Source organism: Methanobrevibacter sp. (assembly GCF_045220775.1).
Classification (GTDB): Archaea; Methanobacteriota; Methanobacteria; order Methanobacteriales; family Methanobacteriaceae; genus Methanocatella.
Map to the genome: position 1 here is coordinate 18360 of NZ_JBGUWC010000107.1, position 14695 is coordinate 33054.

General features: G+C 34.5%; 15 protein-coding genes. 2 read left to right on the forward strand and 13 right to left on the reverse strand.

The genetic code is table 11. The annotated features are described in order from the left end of the window. From ACJROP_RS07030 to ACJROP_RS07060, 7 genes are all read right to left on the reverse strand, one after another. On the reverse strand, positions 1 to 1806 hold the full coding sequence (locus ACJROP_RS07030) for an ABC transporter ATP-binding protein (RefSeq protein ID WP_406534765.1): 1806 nt from the start codon (positions 1804 to 1806) through the stop codon (positions 1 to 3). Positions 1807 to 1942: 136 nt separating this feature from the next. Next, positions 1943 to 2683, reverse strand: coding sequence for an SDR family NAD(P)-dependent oxidoreductase (locus tag ACJROP_RS07035; RefSeq protein WP_406534766.1), 741 nt, complete (start codon positions 2681 to 2683; stop codon positions 1943 to 1945). Between the two features lie 175 nt (positions 2684 to 2858). Continuing rightward, complete coding sequence (locus ACJROP_RS07040) at positions 2859 to 3671, reverse strand: tetratricopeptide repeat protein (RefSeq protein WP_406534767.1); 813 nt, start codon at positions 3669 to 3671, stop codon at positions 2859 to 2861. 232 nt (positions 3672 to 3903) lie between these two features. Continuing rightward, a complete protein-coding gene (locus ACJROP_RS07045; protein ID WP_406534768.1) occupies positions 3904 to 6150 on the reverse strand; it encodes a RyR domain-containing protein in 2247 nt (748 codons plus the stop codon). Positions 6151 to 6331: 181 nt separating this feature from the next. Next, the gene (locus tag ACJROP_RS07050) at positions 6332 to 7276 is read right to left on the reverse strand and encodes a hypothetical protein (RefSeq protein ID WP_406534769.1); all 945 of its coding nucleotides are present in this window, start codon (positions 7274 to 7276) and stop codon (positions 6332 to 6334) included. Between the two features lie 125 nt (positions 7277 to 7401). Further along, on the reverse strand, positions 7402 to 8688 hold the full coding sequence (locus tag ACJROP_RS07055; protein ID WP_406534770.1) for an O-acetylhomoserine aminocarboxypropyltransferase/cysteine synthase family protein: 1287 nt from the start codon (positions 8686 to 8688) through the stop codon (positions 7402 to 7404). A gap of 44 nt (positions 8689 to 8732) precedes the next feature. Then, positions 8733 to 9881 (reverse strand): aldo/keto reductase, encoded by a 1149-nt coding sequence (locus ACJROP_RS07060; protein WP_406534771.1) that lies wholly within the window; start codon positions 9879 to 9881, stop codon positions 8733 to 8735. Positions 9882 to 10022: 141 nt separating this feature from the next. Between ACJROP_RS07060 and ACJROP_RS07065 the strand changes: the two genes are divergently transcribed. Both ACJROP_RS07065 and ACJROP_RS07070 read left to right on the forward strand, forming a co-directional pair. Continuing rightward, positions 10023 to 11036 carry a 7-cyano-7-deazaguanine synthase gene (locus ACJROP_RS07065; protein WP_406534772.1) on the forward strand — a complete coding sequence of 338 codons (1014 nt, stop codon included), beginning with the start codon at positions 10023 to 10025 and terminating at the stop codon, positions 11034 to 11036. Beyond that, positions 11032 to 11220, forward strand: coding sequence for a hypothetical protein (locus ACJROP_RS07070; protein ID WP_406534780.1), 189 nt, complete (start codon positions 11032 to 11034; stop codon positions 11218 to 11220). The genes ACJROP_RS07065 and ACJROP_RS07070 overlap by 5 nt, the downstream gene beginning before the upstream one ends. A gap of 201 nt (positions 11221 to 11421) precedes the next feature. Here the strand turns inward: ACJROP_RS07070 and argH are convergent, their stop codons facing one another. From argH to ACJROP_RS07100, 6 genes are all read right to left on the reverse strand, one after another. Further along, complete coding sequence (gene argH, locus ACJROP_RS07075) at positions 11422 to 12807, reverse strand: argininosuccinate lyase (RefSeq protein WP_406534781.1); 1386 nt, start codon at positions 12805 to 12807, stop codon at positions 11422 to 11424. A gap of 101 nt (positions 12808 to 12908) precedes the next feature. After that, entirely contained in the window at positions 12909 to 13061 is a 153-nt protein-coding gene (locus ACJROP_RS07080; RefSeq protein WP_406534773.1) for a 30S ribosomal protein S27ae, read from the reverse strand. A 9-nt stretch (positions 13062 to 13070) separates the two neighbouring features. After that, complete coding sequence (locus tag ACJROP_RS07085; RefSeq protein WP_406534774.1) at positions 13071 to 13385, reverse strand: 30S ribosomal protein S24e; 315 nt, start codon at positions 13383 to 13385, stop codon at positions 13071 to 13073. Between the two features lie 18 nt (positions 13386 to 13403). Continuing rightward, the gene (locus ACJROP_RS07090) at positions 13404 to 13913 is read right to left on the reverse strand and encodes a GTP-dependent dephospho-CoA kinase family protein (RefSeq protein ID WP_406534775.1); all 510 of its coding nucleotides are present in this window, start codon (positions 13911 to 13913) and stop codon (positions 13404 to 13406) included. Positions 13914 to 13923: 10 nt separating this feature from the next. Continuing rightward, positions 13924 to 14100, reverse strand: a complete 177-nt coding sequence (spt4, locus tag ACJROP_RS07095; protein WP_406534776.1) for a transcription elongation factor subunit Spt4 — start codon at positions 14098 to 14100, stop codon at positions 13924 to 13926. Between the two features lie 3 nt (positions 14101 to 14103). Further along, positions 14104 to 14682 (reverse strand): DNA-directed RNA polymerase, encoded by a 579-nt coding sequence (locus ACJROP_RS07100; protein ID WP_406534777.1) that lies wholly within the window; start codon positions 14680 to 14682, stop codon positions 14104 to 14106. Positions 14683 to 14695: the final 13 nt, after the last annotated feature.

Sequence of the window (14695 nt, forward strand, 5' to 3'; positions counted from 1 at the left end):
TCATTTGCCTCCTGCAGTCTTTTTGATATAATCGGCATCTATAATGAAACTTGAAGATTCCTCATCATCATATAACATGTCTTTAGACTGCTCTATTTGAGAGGATACGATTTCCCTATAGATATTGCAGTTTTCATTCAAGTAATCATGAGTGCCCTTGTCTATAATCTCACCTTCATCAAGCACTATTATCTCATCAGCATCCATAATTGTTGAAATCCTCTGTGAGACAATGAGCATTGATGAATCTTCCTTTAAGCCCTTAAGGTTTTCCTTCACTTTTGCTTCAGTATTCATGTCGAGTGCTGAAAAACAGTCATCAAATAGGTAAAAGTCACGTTTGGATATTACTGACCTTGCGAGCTGTAGACGCTGCTTCTGTCCGCCTGAGAAGTTGGATGCACCTTGTAAAACCTCATCATCCAGACTTTCTATGAAATCGACTTCAGCCATGGCCAATGCCTTTCTAATCTCTTCATCGCTTGCATCCTCTTTTCCTACCAGCATGTTTGACCTTATTGTTCCTTCAAAAAGAATTGCCTTTTGAGGAGCATAGGAAATCCTCTGCCTAAGGACAGACAGCTTATAATCCTTGATGTTTTTACCGTTAACAAGGATTTCCCCACCGCTTACATCCTGAAGACGTGGGATTAAATTTAGAATTGTAGATTTTCCACTTCCGGTTCCGCCGATTATTGCGGTAGTCTTTCCCTTTTCCAGCTTGAAATTTATATCTTTCAATATTTCCTTTTCGCTTCCTGGATAGATGTAAGTTACATCCTTAAATTCAATGACCGGATTATCATCTATCTTATCGATTGGCCCGTCACTGATTGATATTTCCATATTCAATACTTCAGCAACACGCCTGCCGGATACTAAAATTCTTGGAATCATTACAAAAAATCCACCCATCATCAGAAATGCCATTACAATCTGTGTGGCATATTGTATGAACGCTATTATTGTTCCAGTTAATATTTCTCCATTGATTGCGTCATATGCTCCAAAGTATAGGATGAGAACAATCATCAGATTTAAAAATAAAGTCATTGCAGGCATTAGAATCAGGAGGACTCTAAAGACCCTTAGGTTTACTTGTCTGAAGTCTTCATTTGTTACTTCAAATCTCTTTTCCTCGTAGTTTTGCCTTACGAACGCTTTGATAACAGGAATACCCATCAATATTTCCCTTGATGTTTGGTTAATCTTGTCAGTTAGTTCCTGCATTCTGCTGAAGTAAGGTACAACACTTATAAATATTATGACAAAAGGTATGGCTACTGCAGCGAATGTCACTCCAATAATCCATAAGAGATTGGTTCCAAGTTCCAAGGCCTTGATTATGCTTCCAATACCCAATATCGGTGCAAACAGTATTGTTGTAAAGAATAATCCTAAAAAGATCTGTATCTGATATACATCATTGGTATTGCGTGTAATGAGAGATGCTCTTGATATCTCATTCAGCTCAAAATTTGAAAACTTTAAAATCTTGTCATAGCTTATCTTCCTTAAGTCCCTTCCATATGCTGCTGACACTTTACTTGAGAAGTATGAAAGGCCTATTGTAGCCAAAACCCCTATTAGGACCATAGCCATCATCATGGTTCCTACACTTATTATGTAGTCAAAGTCAGTGTTCTGTATACCAATATCCACGATATCTGCTGTGTATGTAGGTAGGGTCAGGTTGCAGTAAACATCAACCAATAGGAATGCAACAATGCAAAAAAGAGGAATTATGCTCTTTTTTAATGGACTTAGCAGCTTTCCTATAGTTTTTAGTGTTTTAGTTAGATTCATGATTTTCCTGCTTTATATTTTAATTTCCTAAGGTACCTTTAACTTTTTTTATATATAAATATATCACAAAATCATTAAACACTCAAATCAAGAAAATGATATTTTAAAAAAAAAGAAAAAAATAAGGTTTGAAACCTTATTGTAATACAAATCCACCGTTAGGTGAAATTACTTGTCCGGTCAAATAGTCTGCAGTCAAGATGTATTCTAAAGCTCCTGCGATTTCTTCAACCTCACCGATGTGTCCGAGAGGGATTGTTGCAGCAAGTGCATTCAATTCATCTTGGTTAACACCTCTAAGCATATCGGTCATGATCATACCAGGAGCAATTGAATTTACCCTTACTTTTCTTGGAGCAAATTCCAAAGCCAACGCACGGCATAAACCGATTACACCAGTTTTAGCAGCACAGTAGTCAGCTTGGTTGATTACACCTGTTAAACCACCTACAGATGCTGTACATACGATTGCAGTGTCACGGTCCACCATGTAAGGAAGCGCCAAGTGGCACATGTGCATCATACTTACGAGGTTGGTGTTGATTACAGCCTCATACTGTTCAGGTTGCAAGTCAATGAAGTTGCTGTTGTTTGTAATACCAGCGTTGTTTACCAATGCATCGATTTCATCACCGAATGCATCAACGGTAGCTTCAACCAATTTTTTGCAGTCTTCAAATTTACTTACATCCGCTTGAACAGCAATAGCATCAACATCGTATTTTGATTTGATTTCTTCAATTAAGTCTTCAGTCAATTGCTTGGATGAATCGCTTCTGTAGTTGATAGCTACATTGTATCCAAGTTCACCAAGTTTTAAAGCCATTGCTTTACCGATTCCTCTAGAACCACCTGTAATAATTGCATTTTTTGCCATATTTTTTCCACCTATTAGTCTGTAATAATAACTATACAACTAATAGTTTTTAAATTTAGTGAAATCGTTTGAAAAAATTTATTAAAAATAGTGATTTTGTGGAAAATATTCAGAGATATCAATTAAAATTGAATAATATAAAAAAAGAGAAATTATTGGATTTACCAATAATTATCTATGATTTGAGTTTGTCTATGCATTCAATCCAAATGTCATGAGATTCCCTATCCAACATGTCAATTGAATTTGACTTTTTGAAGAACTCATCCGCCTTTTCGTAATTTCCGCAGTCAAAATAAGTCCATGCAAGGCCTTTAAAAATTTTAGATGACTCACCATCTTTTTCCAGAACATGATTATACACATCTATTGCATCATCAAAATCCTTATTTAAACGATTAGCATTGGCAATTTCCAACCATGGATCCACATTATCCTGATTTAAAGCAAGAGAAGCAATGAACTCTTCAATTGCATCATCATATTTATCCAAATTAACTAATGCAAGGCCCTTTATATAATATGCTTCCCAATTCTTTTTATTTATGCTAAGGGCATTATTACAAAGTTCAATGATTCTTATATTGTTTTTATATGAATCAAGCAGGTCATCATCAGAATCTAATCTGTCATATTTTCTTCTTGCCCTTCTCACATAATCAGAATCCCTATTCAATGCAACTTTGGCATTGTGGGAAGATTCCTTAAAAAATTCCGGAAAATCGTCTGAGTTCACAATTTTTGTTTTAATCTTTGATAAATCATCAATAAAATCATCAAGTTGATTGAATGCATATTCTCCGAATTCATCAACATCAAAATCATCAATCTCTTCATGTCCAAATTCATCTAAAAATTCTCTAGATTCCTTTTTTATGAAGTTTATACTATCAGATAGCCTCTGCATGAATAGTGATTCAAAAACTATTCTGTCTGTATTTCTTTTGTTGACATCTATGTCTTCTTCGTCATGTATATCTTTTTTCATGAGTAGCACCTCACAAAATAGCTACGCTATTGCTATAAATTTTTTATTATAAAAACTTTTCTATTTGGTTGAATTGATTTAAAATAGTAAAATGGATTATAATTAAAAAATTATCTTTAAATTATAAAATAACATTCATTTAAAGTTATTTAAATGAATTAAAAGAAAAATATATATCCAATGAATAAATAAAAGATGGTGATTGAAAATTTTAGAAGTTAAATGGAACTTCTTATTTAACTATTTTCAATCCGACCTCATCACATAATCTTGGAAGATTTTCAAAGGTATGCTTGTTGGCTAACTTTATCGAATCGTCTAACTCTCCCCAGGAAACTAAATTAGGATTGATTTTAAGTTTGTCATCTCTTTTATCACCATGTTTCCAACCTAAATCGAATCTGACCTTACACCATCCAGCATGTTCCCTTTTGGCCAAATAGTCGACAACATCGTCATTAAATGAGTCTATGGCTGTGCCTCCACTTTCTTTACTGACTACATTATAGCCCAGTTCCTCTAACATTTTAACCAAAAAGTCAGTTTGTTTATAATTGGAATATTTGATATAATCAGGCAAATCTGCAAAATCACCTGAAATATTGTTTTCTTCATTATAGAAATCATGCATTTTAAAAGTGAGCAACCTGGTTTTAGTTCTTACAATCTTCATGTCAATTGAATCCATGAGTTCAGGCATATGCTTAATAGGATCAATATCCAATTGTTTGATGTCATCATCCAATTCGTCCCATGGAATAAGATAAGGCGTAATAAGATTTTTGACATCCTTTTTCTCACCATATGTCCAGCCAGTTCTTATTTTTTCCTCACACCATTCCTTATGCTCAAGTTTAGCCAAATCTAAAACTTCTTCAGGAGAGAATTCTGTAATTGCTTCCCCTTCCTCATTCTTATCCACTATATCACATCCGATAATGCTTAATTTGCGTGGAATGGACCTTGCCTGTCTAATGTTAGCTATTTTAAGATGAGGAGTTAATTCTTCAAAAGAGCACCTATTATCATATTTATCTTGGAATTCCTTATCTATCGGGATATTGTTTTTTAATTTTTCCTGATATTGTGATTCAAGGGTATTATTATACTGATTGTGGATTCTAATGGCTAATTTTTCAATATTTCTAAGCAAAACATCCGGAGCTCGAATTTCAGATTGCACAATTTTTTTCATAACTGCATCCTGTTGAACCTCAGTAGTGACGGTTAAATCACTTTTAAATATGCTTCTGATTTTTAAAAGATTTTTAAGTAGTTCTTCTTTATCTTCAGAAAAACCGAGGCCCATAGGGCCGCTTTTATATTCAACATTGAGCTTGTTATCATTAATTTCCAAAAGTAATTCATTAACGCGATTTCTTTTTCTGTCTTGAATACCGTATGGTTGACGATTCCATTCCTGAAGCTCATCACATAAAATTAATAGATAAGCTAACGGGCTATCGCCAGGATGCATACCGCCCAATCCAAATTTCTTTTGCAATACATTTCTGTAATAATTATGCAATAATATAGCACTACCACTATCTACAATCGGATAAAAGAAGAAATCATTATCCTTAGCATGTTTTTGTATTAAATATCCATAAGCATCTAAAACCAATATTGATGAGAAAAATCCATGGTCAATAAAGCCGCTATCGCCCATAATATCTATAAAATTATTCAGGTGTTTGATTAATTGATTGACATCAATTTCAGGAAAATCAGTGGCTATCTTATAAGCCATTATATCAGTTGGTTTAAATAAGTCCAAGAATTTTGATTTAGGGTAAGCTTCTCTGAAATTATCTGTAAAGGCAGGGTCTAATTTAACAATAGAATTGAATTCATCGAAATCTTTAAAATCAATAGCAATATCAGCATCATAAGCAGTTGAAATGGAGTTGACACTATCATTGATGAATTTTCTCAGTTGTTTTCCAATAATCTCAACAGGATATCCTATATCATGGAATAATGCTGCAATTCCCCAACGATATAAAAATTCTTCATGGGAAAACTCGCCATCAATTTTATAATATTTTTTATATGGGCTTTTAATAATATATTCCCTGAATTTATCACGATAATTCTTATTTTGAGAATAAATAGCTAAACCTAAAAGGAAAACGTTTACTGAATGTATAAAATGATCTCTTTGCTTATCAATCAAATCACCAGTATTTTCTTCATACTTCTTCATTATCTTAACTAAATCAAGAAGAGTATTCGGTTCACTGACAATGTCTTTGGATGGTTTCTCATTAGCATGGGACTTGTCTTCACGTGTGATTTGATAAATCATGAAAAATGTTTGATAAATCTCAAAAGCATTATATGAATTTTCATTAACAAGAAAAACATCAATTCCTGCTTTTAACAAATCTTTGTAGTAATGTCCATTCATATAATCATCATAAAGAACCAAATCCTCAAAAAAATCATCAACATATTTTTTTAAACTGTTTTCCTTCATTATAAACACCTTTTGAGTATATTTTATTTTTCTATATAAATAAACCTAATTATTATTGGATTTCATATGCACATTTTCAATTTGCCCATCACTAAATCCTGAAGTGTATAACTCAATTTTTAAAAAGTTTAAAATTGGAATATTGTTTTAAAAGACATAACCTGAATTTTTCTGTTTTTAATCACATGACAACATCAGGACTGTTCATTTTCTGATAAGCGTACCAGGTACTGTTTTCAATCAAGAATTCCCTCGCCAAATCCATTAACTGCTCTTCGGTTTCACCATTTTCTAAAATATCGTTTTCAGCCAGATCATACAGTTCAATCATTCTTTTGTGATCATCAATCTCAATCTTTAAAGACATTTTTCCATAGTAACTGCTGGTAAAAAGAGTGGCTGCGGACATGGTTCCCAAAACAATTTTTAAGATTGCACGAATCACATTAGGAGGCATTTCAATAGACGGATTACCAAGCATGTGAATTTCAAACAATACTGCAACAATATAGGATATGATTGTTATCAGCAGCACTATCTTTGTAATGCGGTCATCCCTATGTTTCTTATCTTCGGCTTTTTTGAGAGCCTCCTCATGGTATGTCCTTTGATTCCTAATCCAACTGTCAATGATAGGCTTTTTTTCATTAACCTGCTCAACAGGCAATGACAGCAATATCTCTTCAATCCATGGAATGGCTTTCTTAATAAACCACGGCAGAATGTTGGCAACATTCACTTTGAGGCCTGCAGTCGAAATAAAAAACTGAAGGCGAAGAGTTTCTGCCAGCACTCGATATTCGAGATATTTCCTATGGCAATCCAATCTGTTTGCCCAACGATAGATAAAAAACAGAAATAGAATCATTATAATACAAGCAAAGATAAGACCATATAGCTCCGCCTCATCATAAAGAAGAAACGCCATGGTGATTAATGTTCCGGTAATGGCCAATGCCAAAAGAATTCTGCGGTGCTTTTTAGCATTCTGAATGCTTAAAACATCAGCTGCTCCATACAACTCATCAATTAAACTTAATGAGGAATCGGTTATGTCGTTTTCAATGTGTGTAAACGGAATTTTACACGTTGCTTTGTCCTGATAAAAAATTTCCTTTCGATTCATACTAACACAAAAAGCCCCTATAAAATATAATTTTAACTTTGCATTTTAAAAACCTTTTGAGAAATATATTTGTGAAATCGAATTTATAAAAATAAAAAAAAGTAGAAGTTTGAAAAACTTCCGAATTACACTTTATCCAAAGCCTGATCTACATCAGCCAAAATGTCTTCAATGTCTTCAATTCCTACTGAAAACCTAATCAAGTCAGGAGTTACTCCTGTAGATAACTGTTGTTCTTCAGTTAATTGTGAATGTGTAGTGGAAGCAGGATGTACAACAAGAGATTTTGCATCGCCGATGTTTGCTAAAAATGAAAGCAATTCCACATTTTCAATGAATTTCAAAGCACCGTCATAACCTGCCTTAAGACCGAATGAAACAATTCCACCATATCCCTTTTCAGCATATTTTTTGGCAACTTCATGGTTTGGGGAAGACTCCAAACCGGAATATGTTACCCATGCCACTTTTGGATGAGCCTCCAAATGCTTTGCAACTGCCATTGCATTTGATGCATGCCTTTCAATCCTTAGACCAAGAGTTTCCAAACCTTGCAATAATAAAAATGATCCGAATGGGGAAGGAACAGCACCTGTGTCTCTTCCGACAACCGCCCTAATTCTTGTTGTGAATGCGGCTTCGCCAAAGGTTTCTGCAAATACCAATCCGTTATATGTTGCATCAGGTTCTGATAATGTCGGGAATTTGCCGTTCATCCAGTCAAAATCACCTTTCTCTATGATGATTCCACCAAGAGTTGTTCCATGACCTCCAATGTATTTTGTTGCAGAGGATGAAATAATATCTGCTCCATGGTCAAATGGCCTAACCGAACCGATACCAACAGTATTGTCTGCTATCAATGGAATTCCATGTGAATGCGCAATTTCTGCTAATCTATCAAAATCAGGAATGTCAAGCTTTGGGTTTCCAATTGATTCTACATAAATCGCTTTTGTCTTATCATCAATTGCCTCTTCAAACTCTTCAGGAGATTGGGAGTCGGCAAATGTGACAGTACGGCCTAACTCTTCAAGTGTATTTTCAAATAGCTCATATGTTCCCCCATAAAGGTTATCTGCTGATACAATATTGTCTCCAACCTGAGTTAGGTTAATTATTGTATAAAAGATAGCTGCCATTCCAGAAGCGGTTGCATATGCTGCAGTTCCGCCCTCAATAGCTGCCATTCTTTTTTCAAATGCTTCTGTTGTTGGGTTTGTTAATCTTGTATAGATGTTTCCTCCCTCTTTTAAGGCAAATCTGTTTGCAGCCTGTTCGGGAGTGTCAAATACATAGGAAGTTGTTTGATAAATTGGTGTTACTCTTGAACCGGTTTCATCCACTTCTTCCTGGCCGGCATGAACGCCAATTGTTGATATGTTCTTTTTGTTTTTAATTTCATACGCCATAATAATCACTTAAACTATTTGTTAAAATAATAATATTAAAGTTTTTAAAATCCGAATAAATCAAGAGCATCCAACATTATATCCACGATGAAAACATCAAACGGGCATCTTGGTTCGCAGTCCCCACAGGCAATACAGTCAGTTGCATTATATTTTAGATTGTTATAATGTTCCTGCACGCTGGCCGGCACTTCATCATGATTTTTAGCAAGATCAAACAATTTATTTACCATTGCAATATCGATTCCGGATGAGCACGGCTGGCAATGGCCGCAGTAAGTGCATTGCCCCTTAAATGAATGTTTTGGAGCATTTTTTAAAGTTTCGAAATAATCCTTTTCATCATCAGTTGCATCACAATATCTTAAGGATTCCAAAAGCTCATCAACAGTTCTGACACCTACAAAAATGCTTGAAACACCCTTTTGCGATAATGCATAATGAATACACTGAACCGGTGTTAAAGCCACTCCAAAAGGAGATGTTTCATCAGCAAGCAGATTTCCTCCTGCAAAACCTTTCATCACTGTCAGTGCAGTACCTGTCTCTTCACAAAGACTGTATAAATCAGCCCTTTTTGGATTCATGCTTGAAAATTCACCATCGAATGCATCTTCCTTTCTGTATTCTTCAATGTCATCCATCGAATCAAACATGTCAAAAGCGGGATTGATTGAAAACATCAAAAGTTCGATTTCCGGGTTTTCAGCTGCTAAAAGCCCAATGTCAGGATTATGAGTACTTAATCCAATATGTGCAATAGTCCCATCACGTTTTAGTTTGCGAACATACTCGATAAAAGGGCCGTTCATGATTTCCTCATAATCCTCCAACAAATCAACATAATGAATCATTCCGAAATCCAAAGTGTCAATCTGAAACCTTTCCATAAAATCTTCAAACGCAGGAATTACCTTATCCATATCACGAGTTCTTACATATTGGCCATTTTGCCAGGTCGAACCTATATGGCCCTGTATAATCCAATTTTCACGATTAGGCTTAATGGCTTTGCCCAAATGAGACCTTACATCAGGCTCGCTCATCCAACAGTCCACAAAGTTAATTCCATTTTCTTCACAGGCCTTGATTAAAACTTCAGTATCCTCATAAGGTCTTTCAACTAAAAATTCGGCACCAAACGCAATTTCAGATACTTCAATACCGGTTTTTCCTAATGTTCTGTATTCCATTGACCATACCTCATTATAATATTTAAAGATACAAATACTTAATATATGCTAAACAAATAATATTTAAAGGTAAAAATAATGAATATTGAAAAACATAAAATCATATTCAAAAGAACCATTCAATTGCAAGATATGAGTTAAATGTACACTAAAGAATCCATTTTAAATGAAGTTAATGCCATAAGAGCTGAAATTGGTCATGAAAAAGTAGATATCTCAATTGAGGAAATTTACTTTGAAAACAATGAGTTATGGATCATTACAGAAGACCGGCCGGACAAATCAGCCATCATCGGAAAAGGCGGTTGGGTAGTCGGCAAACTCAGAGAAAAATTGGGCCTTGAAAGCATTCATGTTGAAAGTTATGGGGACTTTTTAAACAAGGAATACAAATTGAAATTGTCTAAAAAAACTGTCAATAACCTGGATTTGGATTCAGTTGGCCTGAAAAACCTGGAGCATGCAATCGATAATAAGTTAAACAATATTTATAGCTTTAACTTTGATACTTATTTTAAGGAGCATGAATTTGAAGAATCAAGAAACACTGAAGCTGTTGTTGCTCTTTCAGGTGGTGTTGACAGTAGCTTTTCACTAATTTTGGCTAAAAAACTTGGCTTTAATCCTATTGCCGTTACAGTTGATCCTGGTACTATAATCCTGCCAAAACAATTCAAGGAAAATATTAAACTTGTTACCGAATCATTAAATATCTCTCATGAGTATATTGAAACTGACTACTCTGATATTATTGAAGAATCATTTACAGGCAAGCTTCATCCATGCGGAAGATGTTCGAAAAATACATCCCACCTTGTAAAGGAATATGCAAAAAATAACGAAATACCGATAATTGTCTTCGGTGATATGCTTGCAACTGGTAGTCAATGCATAAATATGCAAGACGATTCATTATATCGCTTGAACCTTCCGGCAAGTTTAAGTGTTGGCAAGCAAGAGATAAAATCCTTAATCAGAACATATGATTTAAAGGAGTTTAAAGGATTTGGCTGTCCACTGTTATATGAAGTTCACAGAAAGTTTCCATATATGAAGAAATTTTCAATACAAAGAATTTTAAGGGAAACTCGTTCAGGTGCACTCGAGCCTGGCGAAGCATTAGATTTAATATGGAGTTTTTACAGGATTGATTAACATGATGTTTAAAATGTGTCCAAGATGCGGGTCTAAAAAAGTCAAATGGATTATTCCTCAGAACTGGTCTCAATGGGTTTGCTATGATTGCGACTATACCGGACCAATCATTGAAGGAAATCAGGAACTATCCGATGAGATTCATGAAAGCTATTTAATATCCTTGAATGAAAAAGAAGACTGATGATTGATGGTAATGTAATGTGACAATAATAGAAGCTGAGCTCTACTTATTGGATTCATTGAGGAATGAAATAAGTTTTCTATTAAAGTCATGTTACATACACCATTGCCAATGATTACATTGGCAATACTATTTTTGTGAAATTTACTATATAAAGTTTAGGTATACCTAAACTTATGATGATTAAAAAAAATAATGGAATTATATTCCATGTCTTTCAAATTCATCATTTAAAAATGCTTTAATGTTATCGCGAGCCATTTCCACCATTTCCGGAGCAGGGCCTCCTGGAACAGCTCTGATTCTGACGTTTTCAGCTGGATTTAATGCTCTTTGAATCAGCTCATCGGTCAAGTTCAACTCATCGAAACCTAATTCAACAGCAATATCATCAATGAATTTTGAGGTAATGTCTTCTTCAGCCATGTTATTGGCTGTTGCTTCATTAACAATCCTTCCGACAATTTTATGAGCAGTCCTAAATGGAATTTGTTTTTCACGAACCATAATATCTGCAAGATCAGTTGCAGTTGCAAAGTTTTTGCCTGCAAGTTCCCTGCATCTGTCTACCTTAAATTCGACAGACAACATCATTTTGGTTACAATTGATAAAGTTTCGCCAGTTACATTAACTGCATTCCATAAATGAGGAGTTATTTCCTGCAAATCCCTATTGTAGGTGTATGGAATGGCTTTAAGGATAGTTAAAATGGTAACCAGCTCACCGGTAGCGATGCTGGTTTTGCCTCTTGCAAGTTCTGCAACATCAGGGTTTTTCTTTTGAGGCATAATAGAAGAAGTTGATGAATACTCATCCGCCATTTCAATGACACCGAATTCATAAGTGCTCCATAATACCAGTTCTTCACAGATTTTAGCTAAAGTTGATGATAATGCCACCAAATCAAAGACTGTTTCTGCAATAAAATCCCTTGCTGAAACACCATCCATTGAGTTTTCAAGATATGCATCAAAGCCAAGCAGATCTGTTGTTAATTGCCTGTTAATTGGAAAACTAGTAGTGGCCATTGCAGCTGAACCTAACGGATTTAGATTAACACGTTTATATGTATCAGCTAAACGTTCATAATCCCTTTTTAAAGCCTGTACATGAGCCATTAAATGATGAGCAATTGTAATCGGTTGAGCATGCTGCAAGTGAGTAAAGCCTATGAAAACATCATCAAGGTGTTCGCCAGCCATTTCAACAAGGCCTTCCATGAACTCTAAGATTCCGATTTGAATTTCTTCAATCATTTCCCTTAAAACCAATCTGACATCACATGCAACCTGGTCATTACGTGATTTTGCTGTATGCATAAAACCCGCTTCAGGACCGATTTTGGAAGTTACATAGTTTTCAATAGCCATATGAACATCTTCGACAGACGGGTCAAATACTAATGCTTCAAAACCCTCCTCTTTAAGGCAATCAAGTGCACACAATATTTTATCGGCAATTTCAGCATCGACAATGCCTTCATGTTTTAGCATTGAAGTGTGTGCAAAATTAGTTTTGATGTCTGCTTCAAAAAGATATTTATCTGCATCAAAAGATGAAGTATATTCTGCTGCTTCATCTGTCATTCCGGTCTTAAAACGGCCATTTCTAATATTATCCAAAGAAATCCCTTCTTAATAATAAATTAAAAATAAAAATAAAAAAAGAAATAAAGATTTTAAAAATCTTATTTTTTCATTTCAGTGTATCCGCATTTACCGCAAGCGAATCTGTCACCATGGTCCGCCATGAATACACCTTCACCACAACGAGGACAAATTGGGTTTTTTCTTACAAGTTTGTCTCCATCCACTTCATATAAATCAGATTTTTTTACCATTAAAATCACCTATTCTTCATCTGCGTCTTCAGCAGGTTCTTCTTCAGGTTCTTCGTTTTTAGCTAAAACATGTTTAGCTTCAATGTATTGTAAGTCATCTACGGTATCGTAAACTTTTGCATAACCTAATGCTTTAGGTTCACCGTAGTGAGGTTGTACATTGTCAACGACAAGTAAATCTTTTTTAGTGTTTAATAAAGCAACTAATTTAGATTTAATGTCTAATACTTTTGGAGTTGCTTCTCCATCATAATCAACGTAAAACTTAATTTCTTTTCTATTAAATAATTTATTTTCTTTTTCTTCAATAAATTCGATTTCCATGATAAAACCTCATTAAATTTATTCTTCGATAAATCCGTCAATAAGCATTTGAGCTTTATTTCTTAAATCGCAAACTTTTAAAAGCACTAATCCTTCATTTGGCTGACCATATAAAATGGTAGTTTCTGGATTTGCCATTAAGATGCAAGGAAGAACTGCAAGATCTTCTTCCCCAGCTACATCAATTACATAACATTCGCCACTGTTAGATAATTCAAGAGCCTTGCCTATGGTTTCCCATAGATCATCTGTAATATACCCCGCAGGATTATCCGCTTTTAAAATGCGGTCTGCAACTATAATTTCATGAGTATGATTTTTTCTTTGAATTAAATTGTCAATTATTCCAATATTCGGATATAATTCATATTTTATAAGATTGTCGAATGTTGCATCACCAACAGAAATTAAAAACTCTGAAGATTTAATTTCATCAATAGCATCCTCAAAGTTAGGATATAATGTACCTAAAGGCTTTTTAAGCTCAATTATTATATCTTTATTCAATTCTGCATCCAAACGTAACACAAAAAACCCTCTATCTTACTCTTAAACAATATTCTCCAGGAACTGTAATATTTAGTTCCTTAGCCACTCTAGATTCTTCAGGATCAGTTATAATCAAAAGCCCGCTCCAATTATCAGAGGTAGGACTTCCGCAATTAGGGCAGTGGTCTTTATTTGAAATCATTTTACAAACAGTACAAGCTTTCATTATTTACGCCTTCTTATTTTTTTGTTTAGCTTCTTCAATCCATTCAAATCTACCTAAGTTGGTTTGTCTCATAGTAAGTGGAATTTTGGAATTCCTATGATTTTCCCTACTGTTAGTAGAATCGTCTTTAATGGAAACGCTAACTGCTCTGGCTCTAACTAAGTCACCAACATCTAAAGTTTTATTAGATTCTTTTGCAATTAAAGCTCCTCTTTTACCATCGTAATTGATATAATCATCAGTTACTTGAGAAACATGTATTAAACCGTCCATAGGTCCAATTCTTACAAAAGCACCATAATCAGCTATATCAATTACTTCACCATCAAAAATCTCATGTTGTTCAGGTTTAAAGAAAATAGCTTCGAAAACAACATTATGGTATGAAGCTCCATCACCCATAATAAGTCTGCCTTCGCTAATTTCAACAATCTCATTAACACAAATGAGCAAACCAAGTTTTTTGTCTAAACGACCTTCATAAGTTTTGTTTAAAGTTTGTATAGCAACTTCTTCAAGAGGATCTTCAAATCTGTAAGGTGGTATTCTTACAATATCCTTAATTTTTGTTTTATAATACAAAATAATCCCTCAT

Excerpts from the sequence above, each read along its gene's own strand:
- argH (WP_406534781.1), bottom strand. The coding sequence starts at position 12,807 with ATGACAGATGAAGCAGCAGAATATACTTCATCTTTTGATGCAGATAAA.
- ACJROP_RS07050 (WP_406534769.1), bottom strand. The coding sequence starts at position 7,276 with ATGAATCGAAAGGAAATTTTTTATCAGGACAAAGCAACGTGTAAAATT.
- ACJROP_RS07030 (WP_406534765.1), bottom strand. The coding sequence starts at position 1,806 with ATGAATCTAACTAAAACACTAAAAACTATAGGAAAGCTGCTAAGTCCA.
- ACJROP_RS07065 (WP_406534772.1), top strand. The coding sequence starts at position 10,023 with ATGTACACTAAAGAATCCATTTTAAATGAAGTTAATGCCATAAGAGCT.
- spt4 (WP_406534776.1), bottom strand. The coding sequence starts at position 14,100 with ATGAAAGCTTGTACTGTTTGTAAAATGATTTCAAATAAAGACCACTGC.
- ACJROP_RS07045 (WP_406534768.1), bottom strand. The coding sequence starts at position 6,150 with ATGAAGGAAAACAGTTTAAAAAAATATGTTGATGATTTTTTTGAGGAT.
- ACJROP_RS07085 (WP_406534774.1), bottom strand. The coding sequence starts at position 13,385 with ATGGAAATCGAATTTATTGAAGAAAAAGAAAATAAATTATTTAATAGA.
- ACJROP_RS07080 (WP_406534773.1), bottom strand. The coding sequence starts at position 13,061 with ATGGTAAAAAAATCTGATTTATATGAAGTGGATGGAGACAAACTTGTA.
- ACJROP_RS07035 (WP_406534766.1), bottom strand. The coding sequence starts at position 2,683 with ATGGCAAAAAATGCAATTATTACAGGTGGTTCTAGAGGAATCGGTAAA.
- ACJROP_RS07060 (WP_406534771.1), bottom strand. The coding sequence starts at position 9,881 with ATGGAATACAGAACATTAGGAAAAACCGGTATTGAAGTATCTGAAATT.
- ACJROP_RS07055 (WP_406534770.1), bottom strand. The coding sequence starts at position 8,688 with ATGGCGTATGAAATTAAAAACAAAAAGAACATATCAACAATTGGCGTT.
- ACJROP_RS07040 (WP_406534767.1), bottom strand. The coding sequence starts at position 3,671 with ATGAAAAAAGATATACATGACGAAGAAGACATAGATGTCAACAAAAGA.